Origin of the sequence: Lentzea alba, assembly GCF_011067745.1 — a bacterium.
GTDB lineage: Bacteria > Actinomycetota > Actinomycetes > Mycobacteriales > Pseudonocardiaceae > Lentzea > Lentzea alba.
Window position 1 is genome coordinate 281,161 of the sequence record NZ_JAAMPJ010000008.1, and the last position, 22,540, is coordinate 303,700.

19 protein-coding genes are annotated in these 22,540 nt (G+C 70.0%); 10 read left to right on the forward strand and 9 right to left on the reverse strand.

Annotated elements, in window-relative coordinates:
- Positions 1-56: 56 nt before the first annotated feature.
- Positions 57-1,445 carry a class II 3-deoxy-7-phosphoheptulonate synthase gene (locus tag G7043_RS28645; protein WP_166050743.1) on the forward strand — a complete coding sequence of 463 codons (1,389 nt, stop codon included), beginning with the start codon at positions 57-59 and terminating at the stop codon, positions 1,443-1,445.
- A 72-nt stretch (positions 1,446-1,517) separates the two neighbouring features.
- Here the strand turns inward: G7043_RS28645 and pknB are convergent, their stop codons facing one another.
- The gene (gene pknB / locus G7043_RS28650; protein WP_166050745.1) at positions 1,518-3,548 is read right to left on the reverse strand and encodes a Stk1 family PASTA domain-containing Ser/Thr kinase; all 2,031 of its coding nucleotides are present in this window, start codon (positions 3,546-3,548) and stop codon (positions 1,518-1,520) included.
- A gap of 77 nt (positions 3,549-3,625) precedes the next feature.
- Between pknB and G7043_RS28655 the strand changes: the two genes are divergently transcribed.
- Positions 3,626-3,991 carry an Rv2175c family DNA-binding protein gene (locus G7043_RS28655; RefSeq protein WP_313888114.1) on the forward strand — a complete coding sequence of 122 codons (366 nt, stop codon included), beginning with the start codon at positions 3,626-3,628 and terminating at the stop codon, positions 3,989-3,991.
- A 69-nt stretch (positions 3,992-4,060) separates the two neighbouring features.
- Complete coding sequence (locus tag G7043_RS28660; protein ID WP_166050747.1) at positions 4,061-4,474, forward strand: hypothetical protein; 414 nt, start codon at positions 4,061-4,063, stop codon at positions 4,472-4,474.
- An 8-nt stretch (positions 4,475-4,482) separates the two neighbouring features.
- On the opposite strand, the gene G7043_RS28665 is transcribed toward G7043_RS28660, so the two are convergent.
- From G7043_RS28665 to G7043_RS28675, 3 genes are all read right to left on the reverse strand, one after another.
- Positions 4,483-5,373, reverse strand: a complete 891-nt coding sequence (locus G7043_RS28665) for a phytoene/squalene synthase family protein (RefSeq protein ID WP_166050749.1) — start codon at positions 5,371-5,373, stop codon at positions 4,483-4,485.
- Positions 5,370-6,818: a polyprenol phosphomannose-dependent alpha 1,6 mannosyltransferase MptB gene (gene mptB, locus G7043_RS28670; protein WP_313888115.1), complete on the reverse strand. Its 1,449-nt coding sequence runs from the start codon at positions 6,816-6,818 to the stop codon at positions 5,370-5,372. Before mptB ends, G7043_RS28665 begins: the two co-directional genes overlap by 4 nt.
- A 197-nt stretch (positions 6,819-7,015) precedes the next feature.
- Positions 7,016-8,083, reverse strand: coding sequence for a polyprenyl synthetase family protein (locus tag G7043_RS28675; RefSeq protein ID WP_390828264.1), 1,068 nt, complete (start codon positions 8,081-8,083; stop codon positions 7,016-7,018).
- 126 nt (positions 8,084-8,209) lie between these two features.
- On the opposite strand from G7043_RS28675, the gene metF reads away from it, so the two are divergent.
- A complete protein-coding gene (gene metF, locus G7043_RS28680) occupies positions 8,210-9,091 on the forward strand; it encodes a methylenetetrahydrofolate reductase [NAD(P)H] (RefSeq protein WP_166050753.1) in 882 nt (293 codons plus the stop codon).
- On the opposite strand, the gene G7043_RS28685 is transcribed toward metF, so the two are convergent.
- A complete protein-coding gene (locus tag G7043_RS28685) occupies positions 9,088-9,741 on the reverse strand; it encodes a DUF3153 domain-containing protein (protein WP_166050755.1) in 654 nt (217 codons plus the stop codon). The two genes, metF and G7043_RS28685, sit on opposite strands and share 4 nt — an antisense overlap.
- A 107-nt stretch (positions 9,742-9,848) precedes the next feature.
- Between G7043_RS28685 and G7043_RS28690 the strand changes: the two genes are divergently transcribed.
- A complete protein-coding gene (locus G7043_RS28690) occupies positions 9,849-11,501 on the forward strand; it encodes a DUF885 domain-containing protein (protein ID WP_166050757.1) in 1,653 nt (550 codons plus the stop codon).
- A 155-nt stretch (positions 11,502-11,656) separates the two neighbouring features.
- Here G7043_RS28690 and G7043_RS28695 read toward each other — a convergent pair whose 3' ends face one another.
- Positions 11,657-12,151: a VOC family protein gene (locus G7043_RS28695; RefSeq protein ID WP_166050759.1), complete on the reverse strand. Its 495-nt coding sequence runs from the start codon at positions 12,149-12,151 to the stop codon at positions 11,657-11,659.
- Positions 12,152-12,175: 24 nt separating this feature from the next.
- Here G7043_RS28695 and G7043_RS28700 point away from each other — a divergent pair, with 24 nt between their 5' ends.
- Positions 12,176-13,753: an alkaline phosphatase D family protein gene (locus G7043_RS28700; protein WP_166050761.1), complete on the forward strand. Its 1,578-nt coding sequence runs from the start codon at positions 12,176-12,178 to the stop codon at positions 13,751-13,753.
- Here the strand turns inward: G7043_RS28700 and G7043_RS28705 are convergent.
- Together G7043_RS28705 and G7043_RS28710 are read right to left on the reverse strand one after the other, a co-directional pair.
- Positions 13,730-14,476: a maleylpyruvate isomerase N-terminal domain-containing protein gene (locus G7043_RS28705; RefSeq protein WP_313888116.1), complete on the reverse strand. Its 747-nt coding sequence runs from the start codon at positions 14,474-14,476 to the stop codon at positions 13,730-13,732. The two genes, G7043_RS28700 and G7043_RS28705, sit on opposite strands and share 24 nt — an antisense overlap.
- The gene (locus G7043_RS28710; RefSeq protein ID WP_166050763.1) at positions 14,473-14,892 is read right to left on the reverse strand and encodes an SAV_6107 family HEPN domain-containing protein; all 420 of its coding nucleotides are present in this window, start codon (positions 14,890-14,892) and stop codon (positions 14,473-14,475) included. The genes G7043_RS28705 and G7043_RS28710 overlap by 4 nt, the downstream gene beginning before the upstream one ends.
- A gap of 203 nt (positions 14,893-15,095) precedes the next feature.
- Between G7043_RS28710 and G7043_RS28715 the strand changes: the two genes are divergently transcribed.
- The 4 genes from G7043_RS28715 to G7043_RS28730 all read left to right on the forward strand — a co-directional run bounded on the left by G7043_RS28715 (position 15,096) and on the right by G7043_RS28730 (position 17,847).
- A complete protein-coding gene (locus G7043_RS28715) occupies positions 15,096-15,584 on the forward strand; it encodes a YbaK/EbsC family protein (protein ID WP_166050766.1) in 489 nt (162 codons plus the stop codon).
- Between the two features lie 32 nt (positions 15,585-15,616).
- Positions 15,617-16,144 carry a GNAT family N-acetyltransferase gene (locus G7043_RS28720; protein ID WP_166051089.1) on the forward strand — a complete coding sequence of 176 codons (528 nt, stop codon included), beginning with the start codon at positions 15,617-15,619 and terminating at the stop codon, positions 16,142-16,144.
- An 87-nt stretch (positions 16,145-16,231) separates the two neighbouring features.
- Entirely contained in the window at positions 16,232-16,861 is a 630-nt protein-coding gene (locus G7043_RS28725; RefSeq protein ID WP_166050768.1) for a GntR family transcriptional regulator, read from the forward strand.
- Positions 16,858-17,847 (forward strand): 1-aminocyclopropane-1-carboxylate deaminase, encoded by a 990-nt coding sequence (locus G7043_RS28730; RefSeq protein WP_166050770.1) that lies wholly within the window; start codon positions 16,858-16,860, stop codon positions 17,845-17,847. Before G7043_RS28725 ends, G7043_RS28730 begins: the two co-directional genes overlap by 4 nt.
- Positions 17,848-17,934: 87 nt before the next feature.
- Here the strand turns inward: G7043_RS28730 and G7043_RS28735 are convergent, their stop codons facing one another.
- A complete protein-coding gene (locus G7043_RS28735) occupies positions 17,935-22,479 on the reverse strand; it encodes an ATP-dependent helicase (RefSeq protein ID WP_166051091.1) in 4,545 nt (1,514 codons plus the stop codon).
- Positions 22,480-22,540: the final 61 nt, after the last annotated feature.

Consider the following 22,540-nt stretch of genomic DNA (forward strand, 5'->3'; position numbering starts at 1 on the left):
GCTCGCCTGACAGGCCCGGCCCGGTCTCTCAGTGTGGGACAACTAGGATGAGCAGCGTGAACTGGACCGTGGACGTGCCCATCGACACGCTTCCCGAGCTTCCGCCGCTGCCTCCCGAGATGCGCAAGCGCCTGGACGACGCCCTGTCGCGCCCGGCTGCCCAGCAGCCCGAATGGCCTGACGCCGAACAGGTGCGTCGCGTGCGGACCGTGCTCGAGAGCGTGCCGCCGATCACCGTGCCCGCCGAGATCGACCGGCTGCACACGCAACTGGCGCAGGTCGCGAACGGTGAGGCGTTTCTCCTGCAGGGCGGTGACTGCGCGGAGACGTTCGCGGACAACACCGAGCCGCACATCCGCGCGAACATCCGGACCCTGCTGCAGATGGCCGTGGTGTTGACCTACGGCGCGAGCCTGCCGGTGGTGAAGGTCGGCCGCATCGCCGGCCAGTACGCCAAGCCGCGTTCGTCGAACATCGACGCGCTCGGCCTGCCGTCCTACCGCGGCGACATCATCAACTCCCTGGTCGCCACGCCGGAGGCCAGGATCCCCGACCCCGGTCGCATGATCCGCGCCTACGCCAACGCCGGCGCGGCCATGAACCTGCTGCGGGCGCTCACCGGCGCGGGTCTGGCCGACCTGCACCGCGTGCACGACTGGAACCGCGACTTCGTGCGCACCTCGCCCGCGGGCGAGCGCTACGAGGCGCTGGCCGGCGAGATCGACCGCGGCCTGAAGTTCATGTCGGCGTGTGGCGTGAACGACCAGTCGCTGCACGGCACGGAGATCTTCGCCTCGCACGAGGCACTGCTCCTCGACTACGAGCGCGCGCTGCTGCGCCTCGACACGACGGGCGACGAGCCGCGGCTGTACGACCTGTCGTCGCACTTCGTGTGGATCGGTGAGCGCACCCGTCAGCTCGACGGCGCGCACATCGCGTTCGCCGAGATGCTGGCGAACCCGATCGGCCTGAAGATCGGCCCGACGACGTCGCCGGAGCTGGCCGTCGAGTACGTCGAGCGCCTCGACCCGCGGGGCGAGCCGGGCCGCCTGACGCTCATCTCGCGCATGGGCAACCAGAAGGTGCGCGACGTGCTGCCCGCCATCATCGAGAAGGTCGAGGCGAGCGGCCACAAGGTCATCTGGCAGTGCGACCCGATGCACGGCAACACGCACGAGTCGAGCACCGGTTACAAGACCCGGCACTTCGACCGGATCGTCGACGAGGTCCAGGGCTTCTTCGAGGTGCACCGCCGCCTCGGCACGCACCCCGGTGGCATTCACATCGAGCTCACGGGTGAGGACGTCACCGAGTGCCTCGGTGGCGCCCAGGAGATCTCCGACGACGACCTCGCCGGCCGCTACGAGACGGCGTGCGACCCGCGCCTGAACACGCAGCAGTCGCTGGAGCTCGCGTTCCTCGTCGCCGAGATGCTGCGCTCGTAGGTCTTTCCTGAAGACGAGCTGAAGAACGAAGGGCCCCGCGTCGAGAACGCGGGGCCCTTCGCCTTTCCGTGCCTAGAGACCGACGATCGTGATCTCGGTACCGCGCTTCGCACGGGTGCCCGGCGGGACCGACTGGTTCACGACGGTCGCGTTGTTGCTCTTGTTGAACTCGACCTTGACCCTGAAGCCGGCCCGCTCGAGCTCTTCCTTGGCCTCGCGCACCTTCTTCCTGGTCACGTCGGGGACCTCGGCCTCGCGGTTGTTCTGGAAGAACACGGTGACGCGCTTGTTCCCCGTCCCCTCCAGCACCGTGCCCGCGGGCGGATCCGTCCGCGCCACACGTGAGTCACCGTTCTCGGCGGCGTCCTCGCCGCCCGCCTCGACCGGCTCCAGCCCGGCGCGCTGCAGTTCCGCGAACGCCTCGTCCTTCGTCTTGCCCGAGACGTTCGGCACCGGCGTGCGCGGCGACGGGCCCTTGCTGAGCACGAGGGTCACCGGGTCGTTGATCTTGAGCGACGTTCCCGGACGCGGGTCCAGCGCCACGACCTTGCCGATCGGCACGGTGTCGTGGAACGCGTCCTTCGTGGGGTCCGTGACCGTCTTCAGGCCGGCTGCCTCGATCTCCTTGGTCGCGGCGGCCACCTCGGCACCGACGTTGATGAACGGCACCAGGGGCCTGCCGCGCGACACGACGAGCTTCACCGACTGGCCCTTGCGCAGCTCCGTGCCCTCGCCGGGCTCGCTGCTGATGACCTGGCCGTTCGGCACGTCGTCCGACGGGACCTTGTCGATCAGCGCTGTCAGGTCCGCGCTCGTCATCAGCCGTGTCGCGTTCGTCTCGGACTGGCCGACCACCGCCGGCACCGCCGTCCAGCGGCCCGCGCCGAGGTACCAGGAGAACAAGCCGACGATCAGCGCCAGCACGGCGACCACGGAGCCCCAGATGATGAAGAGCCTCTTCCGGCGCTTGCGCTCTTCCTCGACCGGGTCGACCTTGGGCTTCTTCTTCTGCGGGGGACGACGCCGCGGCTGCTCCGGCCGCTGCATCGTGCGCGTGCCCGCGATGCCGGGTGGAGGCGTCGGCGGGCCGGTGTTGATGGTCGTCATCGCCGACGCCATCTGCTGGGCCATTGGCGGCTTCGGGGCCACCGGCCTGGTCAGCTCGGCGGCCGACGGGGGAGTGGCGCCGACCGCGACCGGGACCGGCCGCATGACGACCGTCCTGTCGTTCTCGGGCGCACTGCCGGGAACGGGCACCGGTTGCGGGGTGAGCCCCAGTTCCGCGCCCACGCGCTCGAGTTCGCCGAGGAACGCTTCGGCGTTCGGCGGACGCAACGACGGATCGCGCCGCGTCGCCTTGCGCACCAGCGTGTCGAGCGCCAGCGGGATCTCCGGAACCGACGGGACGTCCGAGTTCACGTGCTGATAGGCCACCGAGATGGCCGTCTCGCCGCGATACGGGGCCTGCCCCGCCAGCATCTCGTAGAGCACGATGCCGGCCGAATAGACGTCACTGCGCGCGTCCGCGGCGCCCGTTTCCACCTGTTCGGGTGACAGGTAGGCGACGGTGCCGAGGATCTCACTGTCGCTCGTGACGCCGTTCTCGGCGATCGCGCGGGCGAGCCCGAAGTCCGCCACCTTCACCTGGCCACCCGGCCCGATCAGCACGTTCTCCGGCTTCACGTCGCGGTGCACCAGTCCGGCGCGATGAGCGGCGCCCAACGCCGACAGCACCGGGCCGAGGACGCTCAACGCGATCGCGGGAGCGAGCTTGCCGCGCTGGTTGAGCAGGTCACGGAGGTTGCCGCCGTCGATCAGCTCCATCACCAGGTACACCTGGTCACCGTCGACGCCCTGGTCGTGCACGGACACCACGGCCGGGTGATGCAACTGGGCCGCCGCGCGTGCTTCGCGCTCGAAGCGCGCGACGAACGCCGGGTCCGCCGTCAGGTGCGGATCCATCACCTTGATGGCCACATCGCGATCGAGGCGAGTGTCGCGACCTCGATAGACGGTGGACATGCCACCGCGCGCGAGCACAGCGTCCACCCGGTAGCGCTGCTCGAGCAGTCCACCCATCACGTTCGAAACCGACCTCTCCACAGTGCGAGATGGTAAAGCTCAGGATGACCCGGTTGGCGGAAGGGCGTTCCCAGTTCGGTTATGGCATCGTGACCCCCGTGAGTGCGATTCCTGCCGCTGCGGATGTACTGGCTGCCGACCTGGAGGTTCTTCCTCTCCCCGAGGTGGCCGACCGAATGGGACTTCCGGTCACCCGGGTCCACCAACTGCTGCGCGACGGGCAACTGCTCGCCGAGCGGCGGGACGGCGTCCTCGTCGTTCCCGAAGCGTTCCTTGCCGCCGGAACGGTGGTCAAGGGTCTGCCCGGCACCATCACGGTGCTGCGCGACCAGGGCTTCTCCACGGACGAGATTCTGCGCTGGCTCTTCACGGAGGACGAAAGCCTCCCTGGCACTCCGATCGAAGCATTGCGCGGAGACCGTGGGCGTGAGGTAAAGCGACGCGCGCAAGCCATGGGCTTCTAGTTCACCCGATGCAGCGGTTCCAGGCGTCTCCGCAGGCGAGAGACGTCTGGAACCCCTGAACTGGTGTGCATGATCACCAAGACACTGCTTGCCGGTCTCACCGCTGTCGGCATGCTCCTCTCGCCGGTCGCGGCGCCTGGAATCGCTGGGGCGGCCCCCACCGTGCAGGCCAAGCCGACCACCCTGGAACTCGACGCGGGTGGCGCGAAGGTCAAGCTGAAGAAGGGCAACCAGCTCCAGATCAAGGGCAAGCTCGGCGCCCAGGGCGCCCAGCGTCAGCTGACGCTGGGACTCGACGTGTTCGCGCAGATCAGGGTCGGAGCCTCGACCTGGTCCAGCATCTACACCAAGAGCTGTCAGCCGAACTCGACGTTCACCGCGAAGCTGACCATCGACGCGTCCGCGGACCTGCGCCTCTACTTCCCCGGCACGAGCGTCTACGCCTCCGCGACGTCCAACATCGTCGGCGTCGTGATCATCTAAAACCGGTCTCATCTCGTCATCGCACGTGCGAGCAGTGCCCGGCCGGCTCCGGGCACTGCCACCGCGAGCCTCCTGGCGTTCGGCACCGCCACCCGTCGCCACAGCACCTCGCAGCCGACGAGCGCGAGGATGTCGCGATACAGCGTGTACGCGGTCCGCATGCAGGGCCGCGACGACGGCGACAGCATCTCGATCCCCGGCTCGGCCGACTGATATATCGCATATGAGTGCGCGACGAGGTCGTCGAGCGCCCTTTGCACCCGGTCGTTTGCGCGACGATGACGACGACACCATTGCAAAAGCTCGCGGTCGACGCCGTGCGCGTCGAGGACGTCCTTCGGCAGGTAGACCCGGCCGCGATCGAGGTCCTCGCCGACGTCGCGCAGGAAGTTCGTCAGCTGGAACGCCACCCCGAGCCGGGCGGCGTACGGTTCGGCGTCCGCGCGGGGCACGACGGTGCCGAGCACCGGCAGCATCTGCAGCCCGATGACCTCCGCCGAGCCGTGCATGTAGACGCCGAGGGCGTCGAGGTCGGCGTACTCGGTGACGTCGAGGTCCATCCGCATCGACGTGAGGAAGTCGGTGAACAGCGACCGGTCGATGTCGTAGCGGCGCATCGTGTCCGCCAGCGCGTGCAGGACCGGGTTCGACGGGGCCTTCTCCAGGAGCCGCTCGAGTCGATCGAGCTCACCCGCGCGGTCGTCGACGCCGGCCGCGTCGACGATCTCGTCGGCCCACCGCGCGAACGCGTACAGCGCGTGCACCGCGGGCCGTTGTTCGGGCCGCAGCAGGGTCGTGGCCAGGAAGAACGTCTTGCCGTACCGCGCGTTCACCCGGCGACACGCGGCGTAGGCGGAGGCCAGGCTCGCTGTACCTGGGTTTGTTCGCGGCGGGCTCATTCGTAGCGCGTGGACAGGCCGAACGGGTCCGGCTTCACCAGCGACCGCGCCGCCAGCACCGACACCATCAGCGCGAAGAACAGGTAGCCCCACGAGTACAGGGCCGTGTCGCCGTTCGGGAATGTCACCAGCAGCAGGAAGACCGACGCGACCGTCATCGTGACGAGCGCTCCCGTGCTCCACGCGAACCCGGCCGCGAGCGCCAGCGGCCAGCTGAAGTACCACGGCAGCGTCGCGGGGGAGAGCAGCGCCACGGCCAGCATCGTGAGCGTGCCGCGCCGGATGCCGTCGCGGACGTCACCGTCGCGCGCCGCCCACCACTGCGTGTACGCGATCCAGATCAGCACCACCGAGCCGAGCGCCCGCGCGACGCCGATGAAGATGCCGCCGTCGACGTAGACGAACCAGTTCACGACCATGCGCACGAAGTCGCCGACCGCGCTCGGGATCGACAGCCAGTTGATGATCATCGACGAGCTGCGCAGCGCCGGGATCCAGCCGAGGCTCACCCCGGCGACCAGCGTGCACACCGCGAACGTCCCGAGGAACGCCACCAGGCCCGGCAGGAGCGCCTTGCGGAACTGGGCGCGCTTGTCGCCCTCGAGCCGCGCCGCCCAGATCCAGACGAGGAACGGCACGATCACGATCGCCGTCGCCTTCACCGAGAACGCGAGCGCGAGCAGGACGAACCCGAGCACGTGCCGGCGGTCGAGCACCAGCAGCACGCCCGCGGCCATCAGCCCGATCATCAGCAGGTCGTTGTGCGCGCCGCCGACCAGGTGGATCAGCAGCAACGGGTTCGCCGCCACCAGCCACAGCGCGATCGCCGACTTGCCGCCGAGGTGCCGGCTCAGGCCCGGCAGCGCCCAGCACAGCAGCACCAGCCCGCCCGCGAGCGCCAACCGCATCGCGACGACGCCGAGGATCACGCTCGCGTTCGTCACCCAGACGATCGCCTTGGCGACCAGGATGAACAACGGCCCGTACGGCGCCGGCGTGTGCTGCCACACCCAGCTGACGTTCTCGCTGAGCGTGCTCTGCAGCACGGACGGACCGACCACGTACGGGTCGTACCCGGTCAGCGCGAGCTGGCCCTGCGCCAGGTAGCTGTAGATGTCCTTGCTGAACAAGGGCGGCGCGAACAGCAGCGGCAACGTCCAGACCGTCACCGCGACCAGCACCGCGAAGTCGCCGATCTCACCCCACCGCACGAGCCGGCCGAGCCGGACCCACGCCCAGATGACGAGGCCCAGGCCCAGATACAGCACCATGCTCGCGAGGTCGTGACCGTGGCCGTAGCGCAGCCAGCTCAGCCCGACCTGGGCGAGCAGGGGGTCGCGCTCGAGGATCGCGCCCGCGCCCATGCCGCCCAGCGCGATCAGCGCCACGCCCAGCAGGCCGAGCATGGTGGTGCGGATGGGGATGGCGTAGGTGTTCGCGCGCACGACAGGTGAAAGCTCCTGTGGAGACGCCTCGGAGCTCGTGCGGGGGAGGGACGGAGTTGCTGCCATCGCCCGAACATCGTTGCACAAGGCGCGGAAGCGTCAGCAAGCAACGGCCCACACGGTCACGAGGAGTTAATCAACCCTGGTAGTTCGGAAAGCGCCGAGACTTCAGAAAGCCCCGCCCTGGAAAGTGCGCCCTAGAAAGTGCGCCTGGTGGAACTGATCGCGAGATCGGCCAGCTTGGTCGCCGCGGGTTCGGGCACCGCGGCCCCGTCCAGTGCGGCCAGAGCGCTTTTCGTCAGCTCCTCGATGCGCTCCTCGACGGCGTCGACGGCGCCGACCTTCACCAGCGCGCGCCGCACCTCTTCGATGGTGTCGAGGTCGAGGTCGGGCTTGCCCAGCGCGATATCCAATATATCGGCACCGAACTGCATGCCCAGGGCCACGAGCAGGGTGCGCTTGCCCTCGGCGAGGTCGTCACCCGCGGGCTTGCCGGTCACCTCGGGGTCCCCGAACACACCGAGCAGGTCGTCGCGCAGCTGGAACGCGACACCGATGTCGGCGCCGAACGCCCGCAGCCCGTTGATCAGCTCGGGCGAGCCGCCCGCCATCGCCGCGCCCATGTGCAACGGCCGTTCGACGGTGTACGCGGCCGTCTTGAGCCGGTCGATCCGCAGCGCCGCGTCCGGGGACGAGTCGCCCCGCGCCTGCGTCAGCACGTCCAGGTACTGGCCGGCGAGCATCTCGGTGCGCATGTCCCGCCACGGCTCGCTCATCCGCCGCAGCACCTCGGACGGCAGCCCGGCGGCGAAGAGCATGTCGTCCGCCCACGCCAGCGCGATGTCGCCGATCAGGACCGCCGCCGACATGCCGAACCGCTCCGACGAACCGAGCCAGCCCTGCTCGCAGTGCCTCGCGCCGAACGCGATGTGCACCGTCGGCTTGCCCCGGCGCACCGACGAGGCGTCCATCAGGTCGTCGTGGATCAGTGCGCACGCCTGGATCAGCTCCAGCGAGCTCACCGCCGTGAGGACCTCGTCCGCGAGCTCACCGTCGGGGTCGCCACCGGCCGCGCGCCAGCCCCACCACGCGTAGGTCGGACGGATGCGCTTGCCACCGCCCAGCACGAAGTCGGAGAGCGCGTCCACCGCACTCGCGAAGCTCGGGTCCATCGCCTCGCCCGACGCGCGCCGGGAGGCCAGGTACGTGGTCAACGCTTCTTCGACGTGCTGGGGCAGCGCGACATCGATGGGGTGGTGGGGCACACCCCCATGGTCCGCTGTGTCCCGGGCCACCCGCATGGCGGGGCCTGGATACCACCTCGGCGGGGCCGCGATACCACATGCTGAGCGGAAGTCTCACCTGGCGGAAATACCACTAGGGTTGTTCCCATGACGTCGGTGGTCGAGCGGCTCCAAGGGGAGTCACCCAAGTTCTCGGTGGAGTTCCTGCCACCGCGGGACGCCGAGGACGAGAAGATCCTCTGGAAGGCGGTCCGCGAACTGGAGGGCCTCGACCCGGCGTTCGTGTCGATCACCTACGGCGCCGGCGGGTCGCGCCGGGACCGCACGATCCGCGCCACCGGCCGCATCGCGCAGGAGACGACGCTGCTGCCGGTCGCGCACCTGACCGCCGTCGACCACTCGGTGGCCGAGCTGCGCAACGTGATCGGCTGGTACGCGGCGATCGGCGTGCGCAACGTCCTCGCGCTGCGCGGCGACCCTCCCGGCGACCCGATGGGCGAGTGGGTCGCGCACCCGGACGGCCTCAACTACGCCGACGAGCTGGTGCGGCTGGTCCGCGAGCTCGGCGACTTCTGCGTGGGCGTGGCGGCCTTCCCGTACGGGCACCCGCGTTCGGCCGATCTCGACACCGACCTGAAGTTCCTGCTGCGCAAGCTCAACGCGGGCGCGGACTACGCGGTGGCGCAGCTGTTCCACGCGCCGGAGCCGTTCCTGCGCATGCGTGACCGGGTGGCGGCCGCGGGCTGCTCGGCGGCGATCCTGCCGGGCATCATGCCGATGCTGTCGCCGCGCGGGTTGTCCAAGATCGTGGAGCTGTCCGGCGCGGACCTGCCGCTGGACGTCTCGCGCCGGCTGGAGCCGTACGCCGACGACGTCGCGGGATTCCGCGCGACCGGCATCGACATCGCGACGGAGATGTGCCAGCGGTTGCTCGACGAGGGCGTGCCGGCGCTGCACTTCTACACGATGAACCGGTCGAAGGCGACGAAGGAAGTGTTGGGGCGCCTGGGTTTGGTGGCCCGCGCCTAGACCGTCACGTTCCGTTTGTGCGCGATGAGGGCGAGCACGACCACGATCAGCGCCGCTCCGCCGGTGAGCCCGGCGACGAGCAGCGTCCAGCCGAGGAACGAGGTGGACTCCTCGCCCGCGTACTGCACGGTCGCCTGGAGCATCGACGCCTGACCGGGTTTGGGAGACCACGCGATCGTGTTGTTCTCCTCCTCGCGGCCGTTGGTGTTCACGATCTTGCCGGGGAAGCTCACCTTGATCTGGATGTCCGCGCGTTCCACGGGCACCTGGGTCAGGTCGACCGACCCCGACAGCGTGACAAGATCACCCGACCGGCGGAAGTTGAGGCTGTAGCGGCTGTTCGACGAGCTGGTCGACATCGACAGCGTGCGCATCTCGTCGAACGACAGGCCGTTGAAGAACAGCTGCGTGCCGGCGTACGCCTCCACCCGGTACGGCTTGGTGGTGACCCGGCTCGCGAGCTCCGGCGGCACCTTGAGCTGAGGCCCGGGGTCGTTGTCCTGCGTGGGCGGCGTGGCCGCGACGATCTCCCCGGAGATGCGGTCGTCGTCGGACACGGCCATGGCCGCGTACACGCGAACACAACCACTCAGTGAAAACAGGGTGAGCAGCAAGAAGACCGGCAGCAGCAGTGCCCGGGATCGACGCACGGCGGACATCCTGCCAGCACGGTCCAAACGACGCAGGCCCCGTCGGAAGTCGTGAGCTTGACTAACTACCTTTTCGCGTCGAGAAGCGCGAGGTAGCGTCTCGGCGCATGGCATCCGTGCACGAAATCAGCAACAAGTACGTCAGCGACTACGTTGCGCTGGACCCGATCACCGCCACCAACCTGGGCTTCGCGGGATCCGATGACAAGCTGACGGACCTCTCCCCGGAAGGGCACGCGGCGCGCGACGAACTCGCCGTCCGCGCGCTCGCCGACATCACGGCCGCCGAGCCCGCGGATGCCTCGGAGGACGCCGCGCGAGCCGTCTTCCTGGAACGGACAGGCCTGGAGCACGAGCGGTACGAGGCCGGTGAGACCGAGTCCTCGTTGAACGTGATCGCCAGCCCGATCCAGTCGGTGCGCGACATCTTCGACCAGATGCCGACCGACACGCCCGATGACTGGGCCACGATCGGTCGTCGTCTCTCGGCCGTGCCCGCCGCACTGGAAGGTCTGCGCGCCTCTCTCTCGCACGCCGCGTCCCGTGGTCACGTTTCCGCGCTGCGCCAGGTGACCAAGGTCGCCGATCAGTGCGACGTCTGGGCCTCGACGTTCTTCACCTCGTTCGTCGCGTCGGCCGACGTCGACGGTTCGGTGCGGTCGTCGTTGGACGCCGGCGCCGCCGCGGCGTCCTCCGCCTACGCCGAGTTCGCTTCCTTCCTGCGCACTTCGCTGGCTCCCAAGGCACCGGCGAAGGACGCCGTCGGCGAGGAGCGGTACCGCCTCGGCTCGCGCTACTTCACCGGGTCGCGGCTCGACCTGACCGAGGCCTACGCGTGGGGCTGGGACGAGTTCCTCGGCATCGAGGCGGAGATGAAGAAGGTCGCCGCCCGCCTGAAGCCGGGTGCCACCCTGGTGGAGACCGCCGCGTTCCTCGACGAGCAGCCGCGCTACCAGGTGCACGGCAAGGACGGGCTGCGGGCCTGGATGCAGGAACTGTCCGACAAGGCCCTGCTCGACCTGCGCGACGTGCACTTCGACCTGCCGGACGCGCTGATGAAGCTCGAGTGCAAGATCGCGCCGCCCGGCGGTGGCGTCGGCGCCTACTACACGCCGCCGACCGCCGACTTCTCCCGCCCCGGCCGCATGTGGTGGTCGGTCGACGAGGGCAAGACGGTGTTCCCGACCTGGCGCGAGACCTCGACGGTCTACCACGAGGGCGTGCCGGGCCATCACCTCCAGTGCGCGACGGCGGTGTACCAGTCGGAGACGCTGAACGACTTCCAGCGCCTGATGTGCTGGGTGTCGGGCCACGGCGAGGGCTGGGCGCTGTACTCGGAACGCCTCATGCGCGAGCTCGGCTACCTCGACGACGACGGCGACCTGCTCGGCATGCTCGACGCACACCTGTTCCGCGCGGCCCGCGTGATCATCGACATCGGCATGCACCTGGAGCTCGAGATCCCGGCCGGCACCGGCTTCCACCCCGGCGAGCGCTGGACCCCGGAGCTGGGCCTGGAGTTCATGCTGACCAGGACGCTGCAGGAGCCCGCGGCCTCCCGCGACGAGATCGACCGCTACCTCGGCTGGCCGGGCCAGGCGCCGGCGTACAAGCTCGGCGAGCGCCTGTGGCTGGCCGCCCGTGAGGACGCGCGGGCCCGCAAGGGCGCCGACTTCGACCTCAAGCAGTTCCACAAGGACGCCCTGGAGATGGGCTCGATGGGCCTCGACACCCTCCGGGACCGCCTCGCCGCTCTCTGACACGTCTTCCGGGCCGACCTCGTTGCAACGCTCTGACCAGCGCTGACCCACCCTTATGCAAAATACGTTTGCGGACGTCCGCAAACGTATTTTGCATAACCCATATATCGGATATTGGATATCGGGGGATCAGGCCCAGGGATCAGGCCCAGGGATCAGGCAGGGTCGGCCCAGCGCACGCGGACGCGGTTCGTGATGGGTTCGGGGTCGTCGGTCCGCACGAACTCGAGCCAGGGACCGGGCTCCGGACGTACCGAGGCGAACCCGTCACCGCTGCGCACCACCGGGTGTCCGGTGGCCTGAGCCGACGCGAGTGGATCCGGGGAGTCGACGACCACCGCGGCGATCACTCCGGGGTACTCGGGCCGGGGTTCCAGGACGCAGAACTCGTTGCCCTGCGGATCTCGGAGCACGATCCACGGGACGTCGCGCTGGCCGATGTCGGCGTGTTCGGCGCCGAGCTTCACCGCCCGCGCCACGAGGTCGGCCTGGTGTTCGGGCGAGGTGGAGGCCAGGTCGATGTGGACCCGGTTCTTCTCGATCTTCGGGGCGTCGCTCCACACGAACGTCAACTCGATCTCGTCGCCGGCGAACTCGGACCAGAACGCGGCCAGGGCGGGAGGATCGGCGGCCTCGAACGTGATTTCCACCCGTGCGAGGGTACTGTCTCGCGGGTGGCGAAGCTGGTGCTCGGACCGCTCCTCAGGTATGTCAACGAAAAGTCCGCGACCGTGTGGGTCGAGACGGACGAGTCCTGTGATGTCACGATCGCGGGCCACACCGCGCGCACGTTCCAGGCGGGCAGCCAGCACTTCGCCCTCGTCAGACTGGAAAACCTCGGCCCGCGCACGGAATACGACGTCCGGCTGAACAACGACGTCGTCTGGCCGGAGCCGGACAGCGCGTTCCCCAGGCCGGTCATCCGCACCGCCGAGGTCCGCAGGATCGCCTTCGGGTCGTGCCGTGCCGCGCCGCACCAACCGGTCGGCCCCGACGCCCTCGACGCCTTCGCGCAACGGCTGATGAGCGCCCCCGAAGAAGAGTGGCCGCAGGCGCTGATCCTGTTGGGAGACCAGGTCTACGCCGATGAACCCACCGAGGCCACCAAGCAGTGGTTGCGCGACCACCGGCACGGCACGGAAGAACCCGACGGCGAGGTCGTGCACTTCTCCGAGTACGCCCGCCTCTACCACGAGACCTGGGGCGACCCGGAGATCCGCTGGCTGCTGTCGGTCGTCCCGACGTCGATGATCTTCGACGACCACGACGTGCGCGACGACTGGAACACCTCCGCGGTGTGGCGTCAGGAGATGGCGGGCAAACCCTGGTGGCGCGACAGGATTCGCGGCGCCATCGCCTCTTACTGGGTGTACCAGCACCTCGGCAACCTCGGCCCGGACGAGCTCGCTCGGGATCCCTTGTACGCCAAGGTGAAGGCTCAGGGCACGGACGTTTTGCCGTTGCTGGAGGAGTTCGCCGAGGAGGCGGACAAGGAGGTCGACGGCCGCAAGTCCACGTGGTGGAGCTTCCGCCGCGACTTCGGCCGCGCCCGGCTGCTGATGGTCGACACGCGCTGCGGCCGCATTCTCGCCGACGACAAGCGGCAGATGGTCAGCGACGAGGAGTTCGAGTGGATCGAACGCAACTCCGAAGGCGATTTCGACCACCTGCTGATCGGCACGTCGTTGCCGTGGCTGATGCCACACGCGCTCAGCCATCTCCAGTCCCTCAACGAGGTCGGCGCGCGCAAACCCGGCTGGCAGGGCAAGGCCGCCGAGGCGATCCGGCAGGCGGCCGATCTCGAGCACTGGCCGGCGTTCCGCGCGTCGTTCGACCGGCTCAGCCGGATGATCGAGAAGGCCGCGAACAACGGCTCCGCGACGATCTGCGTGCTGTCCGGCGACGTCCACCACAGCTACGTCGCCGAAGCCGAGTTCCCCACGCCGACGAAGGCCACGGTCGCGCAGCTCGTGTGTTCGCCGGTGCACAACGAACCGCCGAAGGTGTTCGAGCCCGCCTTCCGGTTGTCGTGGTCCCGCCCCGCCGCGTGGGTGTTCCGCCGGCTCGCGACGCTCGCGGGTGTGCCGGAGGACCTGATGCGCTGGCGCAAGACCAGTGGGCCCCACTTCGGGAACTCCGTGGCACTGCTGGACTTCGACGGCCGCCGCGCCCGCTACCGGTTGTTCTCGGCAGCGGGCCCAGGAAATGTCACGGAGACGGCGTCGGTGTCACTTGGTCGCGAGCCGCAGTAGCGCCCACAGCTGTGCGATCGCGTCGTGGTCGCCGATCACCTCGACCATCCGGTCGGGCAGTCGTCCCCACAACCAGCGGTACATCGTCATCGGGCTCGCCGACACCTGCGCGTCGGCGACGTGGGCGTCCTCCGGGTCGACCACCCGCCACGCCGACGAGCCGTGCGGACCACAACGCGTGAGCCACACGTGTTCCCCGACCTGGACGGCGACCAGACTGTCCCGCGACCCTCGCACCCCGAGCACGTCCAGCTTGTGCCCCAGCCACAACGTGAGCACCTCGTCGACACCGTCGATCGCGACCTCGTCGGTGACGGCGCCGACCTCCATGCCGGCGGCGCCCTGGACGTCCATGCGGTGCAACGTGGTCTCGTGCGCGAGCCGTCGCCGCCAGAACCCGTAGTTCTGCCGATCCGGCCACCACGTCGCGCACGGGTCGTCTTCTTCGTGTGCGCCGAGTTCCGCGAGCACGGCCTCCGCACCCGACCGCATGAACTCCAGCGGGTCTTCCCCTTGCACGGGATAGTCCTGCCACTCCCCGTCCTGGGGTTCGCGGCCGAGCGTGATCCACGCCAGCGCGCTGCGATAGCCGCTGCCGACGTGCCGCACGGTCTCCCCGAGGTTCAGCCCCGGGCAGGCGGGCACGCCCTTGTGCGGCGGCTGGCCGATGGCGGACATCGCGAGCAGTTCGGCCTCACGCCGCAAGATGTCGAGCGAGTTCACCGCCTCGCCTCACTCATCACGCGGTCGACGAGCGTCACGAACTGACCGGTCTGGCGCACCAGGTCGTCAGCAGTGCGCCCGTTGACGTTCCGGGTGATGCCCGCGAGCACGGCGGCCCTCGTGGACGACCACGACGCGAAGAAGGCCGCCCACTCACTCATTTCCGGCGCCATCGCGGCGAGCAGCACCCACGCGCTGGTCGGCCTCGAACGCCCGCGATGGGGCCGTCCACGTAAGGCGAGCACCGCGGCGGCAGCACGCAACGCGGCGAGATAAGTGGTCGCGAACCGTTCGGACGGCTCTGGTGTGCGTTCGGATTCGGCGAGCGAGTCGCGGGCCTGCTGCAGCAGCGCGAGCGCGGACGCGGGTGGCAACGGGATGGGGAAGGCTGCCGGATTCGAAATCTCAGCTGTCATCTCGGCCTCCTCGTGGCGTCGGTGAACGACGTCACCGCCGAGGGGAAGCCGGCGGCTCTCGGAGGTGGGGTGCTTCCCCCACCCCACCTCCGAGGCATGGTGCGACTCGAACACATGTTCGAGTCCTGCTCAGCGTAGCTCCCGGCCGATGGATTCCTCAACCCGCCCCACCACGTGGGCGCGAGTCGTGGTCTGATGGTGATGTGAGTGCGCTCGAACACCCCGGAATCCGCAAGGTCGCGGACGCCCTGCCACCCGCGACCGCCGAACGCATCGTCGTGCTGCCGGACGCGGTGCGGACCGCGGCGGCAGCGGCAGAGGCGGTGGGGGTGCAGGCGGGCGCGATCGCGAACAGCCTGCTGTTCGCCGCGGTGCGCGACGGCGTGGCGGCCCCGCTGCTGGTGCTGACCTCGGGCGCGCACCGGGCGGACACGTCGCTGGTCGCCGAACTGGTGGGCGCGGACGCGGTGAAGCGCGCCGACCCGGAGTTCGTGCGCGAGCACACGGGCCAGGTGATCGGCGGTGTGTCGCCCGTCGGGCATCCCGCGCCGATCGAGACCCTGGTGGACGAGTCGTTGTCCGGGTACGAGGAGATCTGGGCGGCGGCGGGACATCCGCACGCCGTCTACCCCACGACCTTCGCGGAGCTGGTGGCGCTGACCGGCGGACGCGTGGCGGTGGTGTCGGCGTGACGGCGTCGCCGCGCCTGGAGCGCATCGTCGAGATGACCGCCTCCGAGCTGAACGTGCGGCTGGGCGAGGCGCTGGCGCTGTACGTGACCGCGATGAACTACCCGCCCGGCACCGTCGAACAGCGCGCCCCGATGTGGCTCGCGCACATGATGCGCGAGGACTGGCGTTGCGTCGTCGCGCTGGGGGAGCAGGACGAACTCGTCGGCATCGGCTACGGCTACCGCGGCGCGGCTGGCCAGTGGTGGCACGAACAGGTGCGGCGCGGGCTGATGGCCGTCTCGCCGCTCGCCGTCGTCGACGACTGGCTCACCGACTACTTCGAGTTGACCGAGTTGCACGTGCTGCCGCGCGCGCAGGGACGTGGTCTCGGCGAGGACCTGTTGCGCCGGCTGCTGGAGGGCGTGTCGTCCTCCCGCGTGCTGCTGTCCACGCCCGAGGGTCCGAGCAAGGCGTGGAAGCTCTACCGCCGCGTCGGCTTCGTCGACGTGTTGCGGCACTACCAGTTCACCGGCGACCCGCGTCCGTTCGCGGTGCTCGGACGCGTTCTGCCGATCGTCTAGTTCATCCACTCGCAAGCCCCCGAGTCGCGACGCGGCTCGGGGGCTTTGCTGTTGCGATCACCTGGACCACGACCTACGCTGACCAATATGCAATATATTGGATATGGGTCACTGAAGGAGCGGGCGGCGGCCGAGATCCGATCGGCCATCGTGCGCGGCGACCTCGAACCCGGCACGGCCATCAAGGACGTCGAACTGGCGGAGAAGCTTGGCTTGTCCCGCACTCCGGTGCGCGAGGCGCTCGCCACGCTGACCGATGAGGGCCTCGTCGAGACCAAGCCGCACGCGTACACCCGCGTCACCGCGCTGGAAGCGGAGCCGGTGCGCGACGCTCTCGTCGTCGTGCAGGCGATGCACGCTCTCGCCGTCGGCCTGGCCGTGCCGAAGATGACGGCCGAGGACATCGCCGCGATGCGCACCGCGAACAAGGCCTTCAAGAAGGCGCTCGACGCCGACGACGCTGTTGCCGCGCTGGCCGCCGACGACGAGTTCCACGCGGTGGCGGTCCACTGCTGCGGCAACTTCGCAATCGCCGCGACGATCGACCGCTTCACCCCGCTGGTGCGCAGGATCGAGCACAGCCGGTTCTCCTCACCGAACGCCCGGCATTCCGTCACGCAGCACCAGCAGATCATCGAGGCGTGCGAGCAGGGCGACTACTCGCTGGCCACGACCTTGGTCGACCAGAACTGGAGCACCTTGCAGGAGGAACTGTGAACAGATATCCGCTCCTCTTCGGACCCTCGCCGATCCACCGCCTGGACCGCCTGACGACCCACCTCGGTGGCGCGGCGGTCTGGGCGAAGCGCGAGGACTGCAACTCCGGTCTCGCCTACGGCGGCAACAAGACCCGCAAGCTCGAGTACCTCGTCGCCGACGCGCTGGCCACCGGCTGCGACACGCTCGTGTCGATCGGCGGCATCCAGTCGAACCACACCCGCCAGGTCGCGGCCGCGGCGGCACGCGCTGGCCTGAAAGCCGTGCTGGTGCAGGAGAGCTGGGTCGACTGGACCGACGTGGGCAGTGACCGGGTGGGCAACATCCTGCTCAGCCGCATGATGGGAGCCGACGTCCGCCTGGTGAACGCCGAGTTCGGCATCGGCGTGAAACCCGCCTGGGAACAGGCCATCGAGGACGTCCGCGCCTCCGGCGGCAAGCCCTACCCGATCCCGGCCGGCGCCTCCGACCACCCGCTGGGCGGCATGGGCTTCGCGAACTGGGCCGACGAGGTCCGCCTGCAGGAAGCCCAGCTGGGCGTCTTCTTCGACACCATCATCGTCTGCTCGGTCACCGGCAGCACCCAGGCCGGCATGGTCGCGGGGTTCGCGAACGACACCAACCGCCGCGTGCTCGGCATCGACGCCTCCGCCAAACCGGCCGAGACCCTCGACCAGATCACCCGCATCGCGCACAACACCGCCAAGCTCCGCGAGGTCGAGGTGTCCGAAGAGGACATCCTCCTCGACGACCGCTTCCACGCCGGCACCTACGGCATCGCCGACCAGTCCACAGTGGACGCCATGCGCCTGGGCGCCAGCCTCGAAGGCATGATCACCGACCCGGTGTACGAGGGGAAGTCCCTGGCAGGGCTCATCCACCTGGTGTCCTCGGGCGAGATCGACCGCGACTCCACGGTCCTCTACGCCCACCTCGGTGGTCAGCCGGCGTTGAACGCCTACAGCTCGCTCTTCCCAGCCTCGTAGTCGGGTAGTTCGACGCCGTCGAGCGCGCGGTCGACCAACGCCATGAGCGCATCTATGCCGCGGCTCTGCGCGCACACTGGCGGCAGCTCAAGCTCTCAAGCGCAGTCCCTTCGGCGTGGCGCGGAAACCCGCCTCTTGGAGCACTGTCGCGAGGTGCGAGGTCAGCGCGACCTCACCGTCGGCTCGCTGGACCGCCAGCTGGCCCAGCCAGCCGTCGCGGACCGCCCGGCTCAGGGCGTTCGCGGCGGTGCGCAGGGTCGGGTCGTCGTCGGTGAACGACAGCAGGGACTTACCGCCCCGCTCGACGTACAGCGCCGGCGTGCCGTCGACCAGCACCGCCAGCGCACCGGCTTTGCGGGCCGGCCGGTGTTTGCCCTCTCCCAACGGATCCGGCCACGCCAGCGCGGCACCGTAGGGCTGGGCGGGATCGGCCGCGGCGAGCACCACCGCATCCTGGTCGGACTGCGCGGGTTGCCCTGGTGGGCGCGACAACGCCCGCAGCCGGTCCACCGCACCCCGCGCCGCGAACTGGGCGGCGCCCAGCCCCTCGACGACGTAGCCGCGGATGACCTGACCCGACTCCTCCATCGCCCGCAGCACCTTGTAGACGCCGCTGAACCCACCCGTCACGCGTTCGGTGTCCAGGGCGCCGCGGGTCAGCACGCCGTGGCGTTCCAGGAAAGCCTCGGCACGGGCGTGCGCCCGGCGGGTCGGATCCTCCGCCGGTCTCACGGCCAGCGACCACCGGCCCGCGGCCGTCGGCGGGCCCGTGCGCGAAGGCATGTCCGGGCGAGCGGCGCGCAGCCGGGCGTAGCGACCCCGCGGAGCGCTGCGGCGAGGCTTGTGGGCCGCGCCGCCACCGGACACCAGCGCGCGCAACGGCGACAGCGTGTCGTTCGTGATCAGGCCCGCCCACACCAGATCCCACAGCGTGCCGACGACTTCGGCGTCCGTGCACGTCACGGACAGCGAGGCCCGGTCGACCACCTGGCGGAAGAACAACGCGCCGCCGGACAGGGCTTCCAGGACCGCCGTGTGCAGCGGTGACTCCGGGATCGACTCCGGCACCAGATCCGGCAGCAGCAGGTCGGCCACGTCGGTCGGTGCCAGCGCGATCCACCCGTCGCCACCGGCCAGCGCGCCACACCCCGTCCAGGTCACCTCGCCGGACGCGGTCAGCTCGTCCAGCAGCGCGGGGTAGTAGCCCGGCAGCCGGGACGGGAACAGCAGTGATTCCAGCGCACTCGCGGGAAGTGGTGCTCCCGCGAGCTGTTCCACCACCGAGAACACGTCATCGACCGTGGGCGCCGAGCGCAGCCGGCGACCCAGCCCGTGCCACGACGGCAGGAACCGGCCCAGCGCCGCGGGTTCGACCGGTTCCACCTCGGAACGCAGCCGGGCCAGCGAGGCCCGGCGCAGGCGGCGCAGCACGTCCGCGTCGCAGTACTCGGTGTGCGTGCCACCGGGCCGCAACTCGCCGCGCACCAGCCGGCCGGTGGCGGCCATCCGTTCCAGGACACCGGTCACCACGGCCACGCCCAGCCCGAACCGGGCAGCGGGCTCGGCAGCGGCGAACGGGCCGTGCGTGCGGGCGTAGCGGCTCAGCAGCTCGCCCAGCGGATCCGCCACCGGTTCGGTGAAGGCCTCCGGGACACCGACGGGCAGGGCGACCCCGAGCGCGTCGCGGACCCTGCCCGCGTCCTCGATCGAGATCGAGCGTTCCTCACCGGCGATCCGCACGCGGATCACCCGGCGCTGGGCCACCAGCTCGTCCAGCCACTCGCGGGGCACGCCGCGGTCGAGCGCCTCCGCGTCGGAGAGATCTCCCAGGAACCGCAACAGGTCCGCGGTGTCCTCGGCGTGCCGCGGCCGGCGGTCCTCGGTGAGGCGCTGCAGGCTGCGTTCGACCTCGGCCACGACCTCGGGGTCGAGCAGCTCGCGGATCGCCTCCGACCCGAGCAGCTCGGCCAGCAGCGTCGAGTCCAGGGACAGCGCCGCCGCACGGCGTTCCGCCAGAGGAGCGTCCAGCTCGTAGAGGAACATGCCCACGTAACCGAACAGCAGGCTGCGGGCGAACGGCGACGGCGACTGCGTCTCGACCTCGACCACGCGTACCCGGCGCGCGCGGACGTCCGACATCAGCTCGCGCAGGCCCGGCACGTCGTAGACGTCCTGCAGGCACTCGCGCATCGCCTCCAGGACCACCGGGAAGCGTTCGTACTTCGCGGCCACCGACAGCAGCTGGGCCGAGCGTTGCCGCTGCTGCCACAACGGGGTGCGCCGCTTCGGATCACGGCGGGGGAGCAGCAGCGAACGGGCCGCGCACTCGCGGAACCGGGCCGCGAACAACGCCGAACCACCGACCTCCGCGACCACGATCTGCTCGACCTCGTCCGGATCCAGCAGCACGTCCTCGGCGCTCGCCGTCACCTCCAGGCCCTCGAAGTCGAGCGCGTCGGGCAGCCGCAGCACGATGCCGTCGTCGGAGTGCGCCGCCTGCACCTCGACACCACGGCGTTCGCGCAGCCGCGCGGCGATCGCCAACGCCCACGGCGCGTTGACCTGGGCACCGAACGGCGAGTGCACCACGAGCCGCCAGTCGCCCAGCTCGTCGCGGAACCGTTCCACCAGAACGGTTCTGTCGTTCGGGACGTGCCGCGTGGCCTCCCTCTGCTCGCCCAGGTACGCGAGCAGGTTGTCCGTGGCCCACTCGTCGAGACCGGCGGACACGGCCCGTTCGCGAGCGGCCGAATCCTCCATCGTGGACACTTCGCGCAGGAACTTGCCCATCGCCCGGCCGAGTTCCAGCGGACGGCCCGGCGCGTCGCCCTTCCAGAACGGCATCCGCGCGGGCTGACCGGGAGCAGGCACCACGATCACCCGGTCGTGGGTGATGTCCTCGACCCGCCACGACGACGTGCCCAGCAGGAACGTGTCGCCGACCCGCGACTCGTAGACCATCTCCTCGTCCAGCTCACCCACGCGTGAGCCGGGACCGTTCTCCGACGGCGGCGTCATCACCGCGAACAACCCGCGGTCGGGAATCGTGCCGCCGGACGTGACCGCCAGCCGTTGCGAACCAGGACGCCCGCGCAGCTCGGAGTTCACCCGGTCCCAGGTGATCCGTGGCCGCAGCTCGCCGAACTCCTCGGACGGGTACCGCCCCGACAGCATGTCGAGCACCGCGTGCAGCGCCGAGTCCGGCAGCCCCGCGAACGGCGCCGCCCGCCGCACCAGCGCGGTCAGCTCCTCGACCGTCCACGTCTCCATCGCCACCATCGCGACGACGTGCTGCGCCAGCACGTCCAGCGGGTTGCGCGGGAACCTCACGGCCTCGATCGCGCCGTCCCGCATCCGTTCCGCCACCACCGCGCACGACACCAGGTCGCCGCGGAACTTCGGGAACATCACGCCTCGCGACACCGCGCCGACCTGGTGCCCGGCGCGACCGACGCGCTGCAGGCCCGACGCGACCGACGGCGGCGCCTCCACCTGCACCACCAGGTCGACCGAGCCCATGTCGATGCCGAGCTCCAACGACGACGTGGCCACCACGCACGGCAGCCGGCCGGACTTCAGATCCTCTTCCACGGCCGTGCGTTGCTCTCGCGACATCGATCCGTGGTGCGCACGGGCCACCGAAGCGGTCTTCTGCACCGTGAGCCCCGACTGGCCGATGGCCTCGGCGGGGAACGACTCCAGCTCGGTGGCCTCTTCGGCGAGCTCGTTGAGGCGCGCGGTCAGCCGTTCCGCGAGCCGCCGCGAGTTCGCGAACACGATCGTGGACCGGTGCGCCCGCACCAGTTCGAGCACCCGCGCCTCGACCGATGGCCAGATGGAGGTGCGTTGCTCGGCTCCGGCGGCCGATCCCGACACCTCACCCGTCGGCTGGCCGAGCAGCGCCATGTCCTCGACCGGCACCTCCACCTCGACCTGGATGGTCTTGGGCGTCTTCGGCTGCACCACCCTCACCGGCCGGCCGCCGGAGAGGAACGTGCTGATCTCCTCGACCGGCCGCACGGTCGCCGACAGCCCGATCCGCTGCGCCGGCCGGTCGAGCAGCGCGTCCAGCCGTTCGAGCGACAACGCCAGGTGCGCGCCGCGTTTGGTGCCCGCCACCGCGTGCACCTCGTCGACGATCACCGTCTCCACGCCGCGCAACGACTCGCGCGCCGACGACGTGAGCAGCAGGAACAACGACTCCGGGGTGGTCACCAGCACGTCCGGGGGAGTGCGCCCGAACGCCCGCCGTTCCTCCGGAGACGTGTCACCCGTCCGCATGCCCACGGTGATCGAGGGTTCGGTGAGGTTCAGCCGGTGCGCGGCCTGCCGGATACCGGCCAGCGGCGCGCGCAGATTTCGCTCGACGTCCACCGCCAGCGCTTTCAACGGCGACACGTAGAGCACCCGGCACCGTCGTTTCGGCTCCGGGACCGGGGGAGAAGAAGCCAGCCGGTCCAGCGCCCACAGGAACGCGGCCAGCGTCTTGCCCGACCCCGTCGGGGCGATGACCAGCGCGTGCTCGCCCGCCGCCGCGGCCGCCCACGCACCCGTCTGCGCCTGGGTGGGCGCGGCGAAGGCCCCGGCGAACCACTGCCTGGTCGCCGGTGAGAATGCCTTCATCACGTCCATGGCGACCATCATGACGCCGGGGTCTGACAATTTCTGATTGCGCAGGTCCGGGCACCCGCCG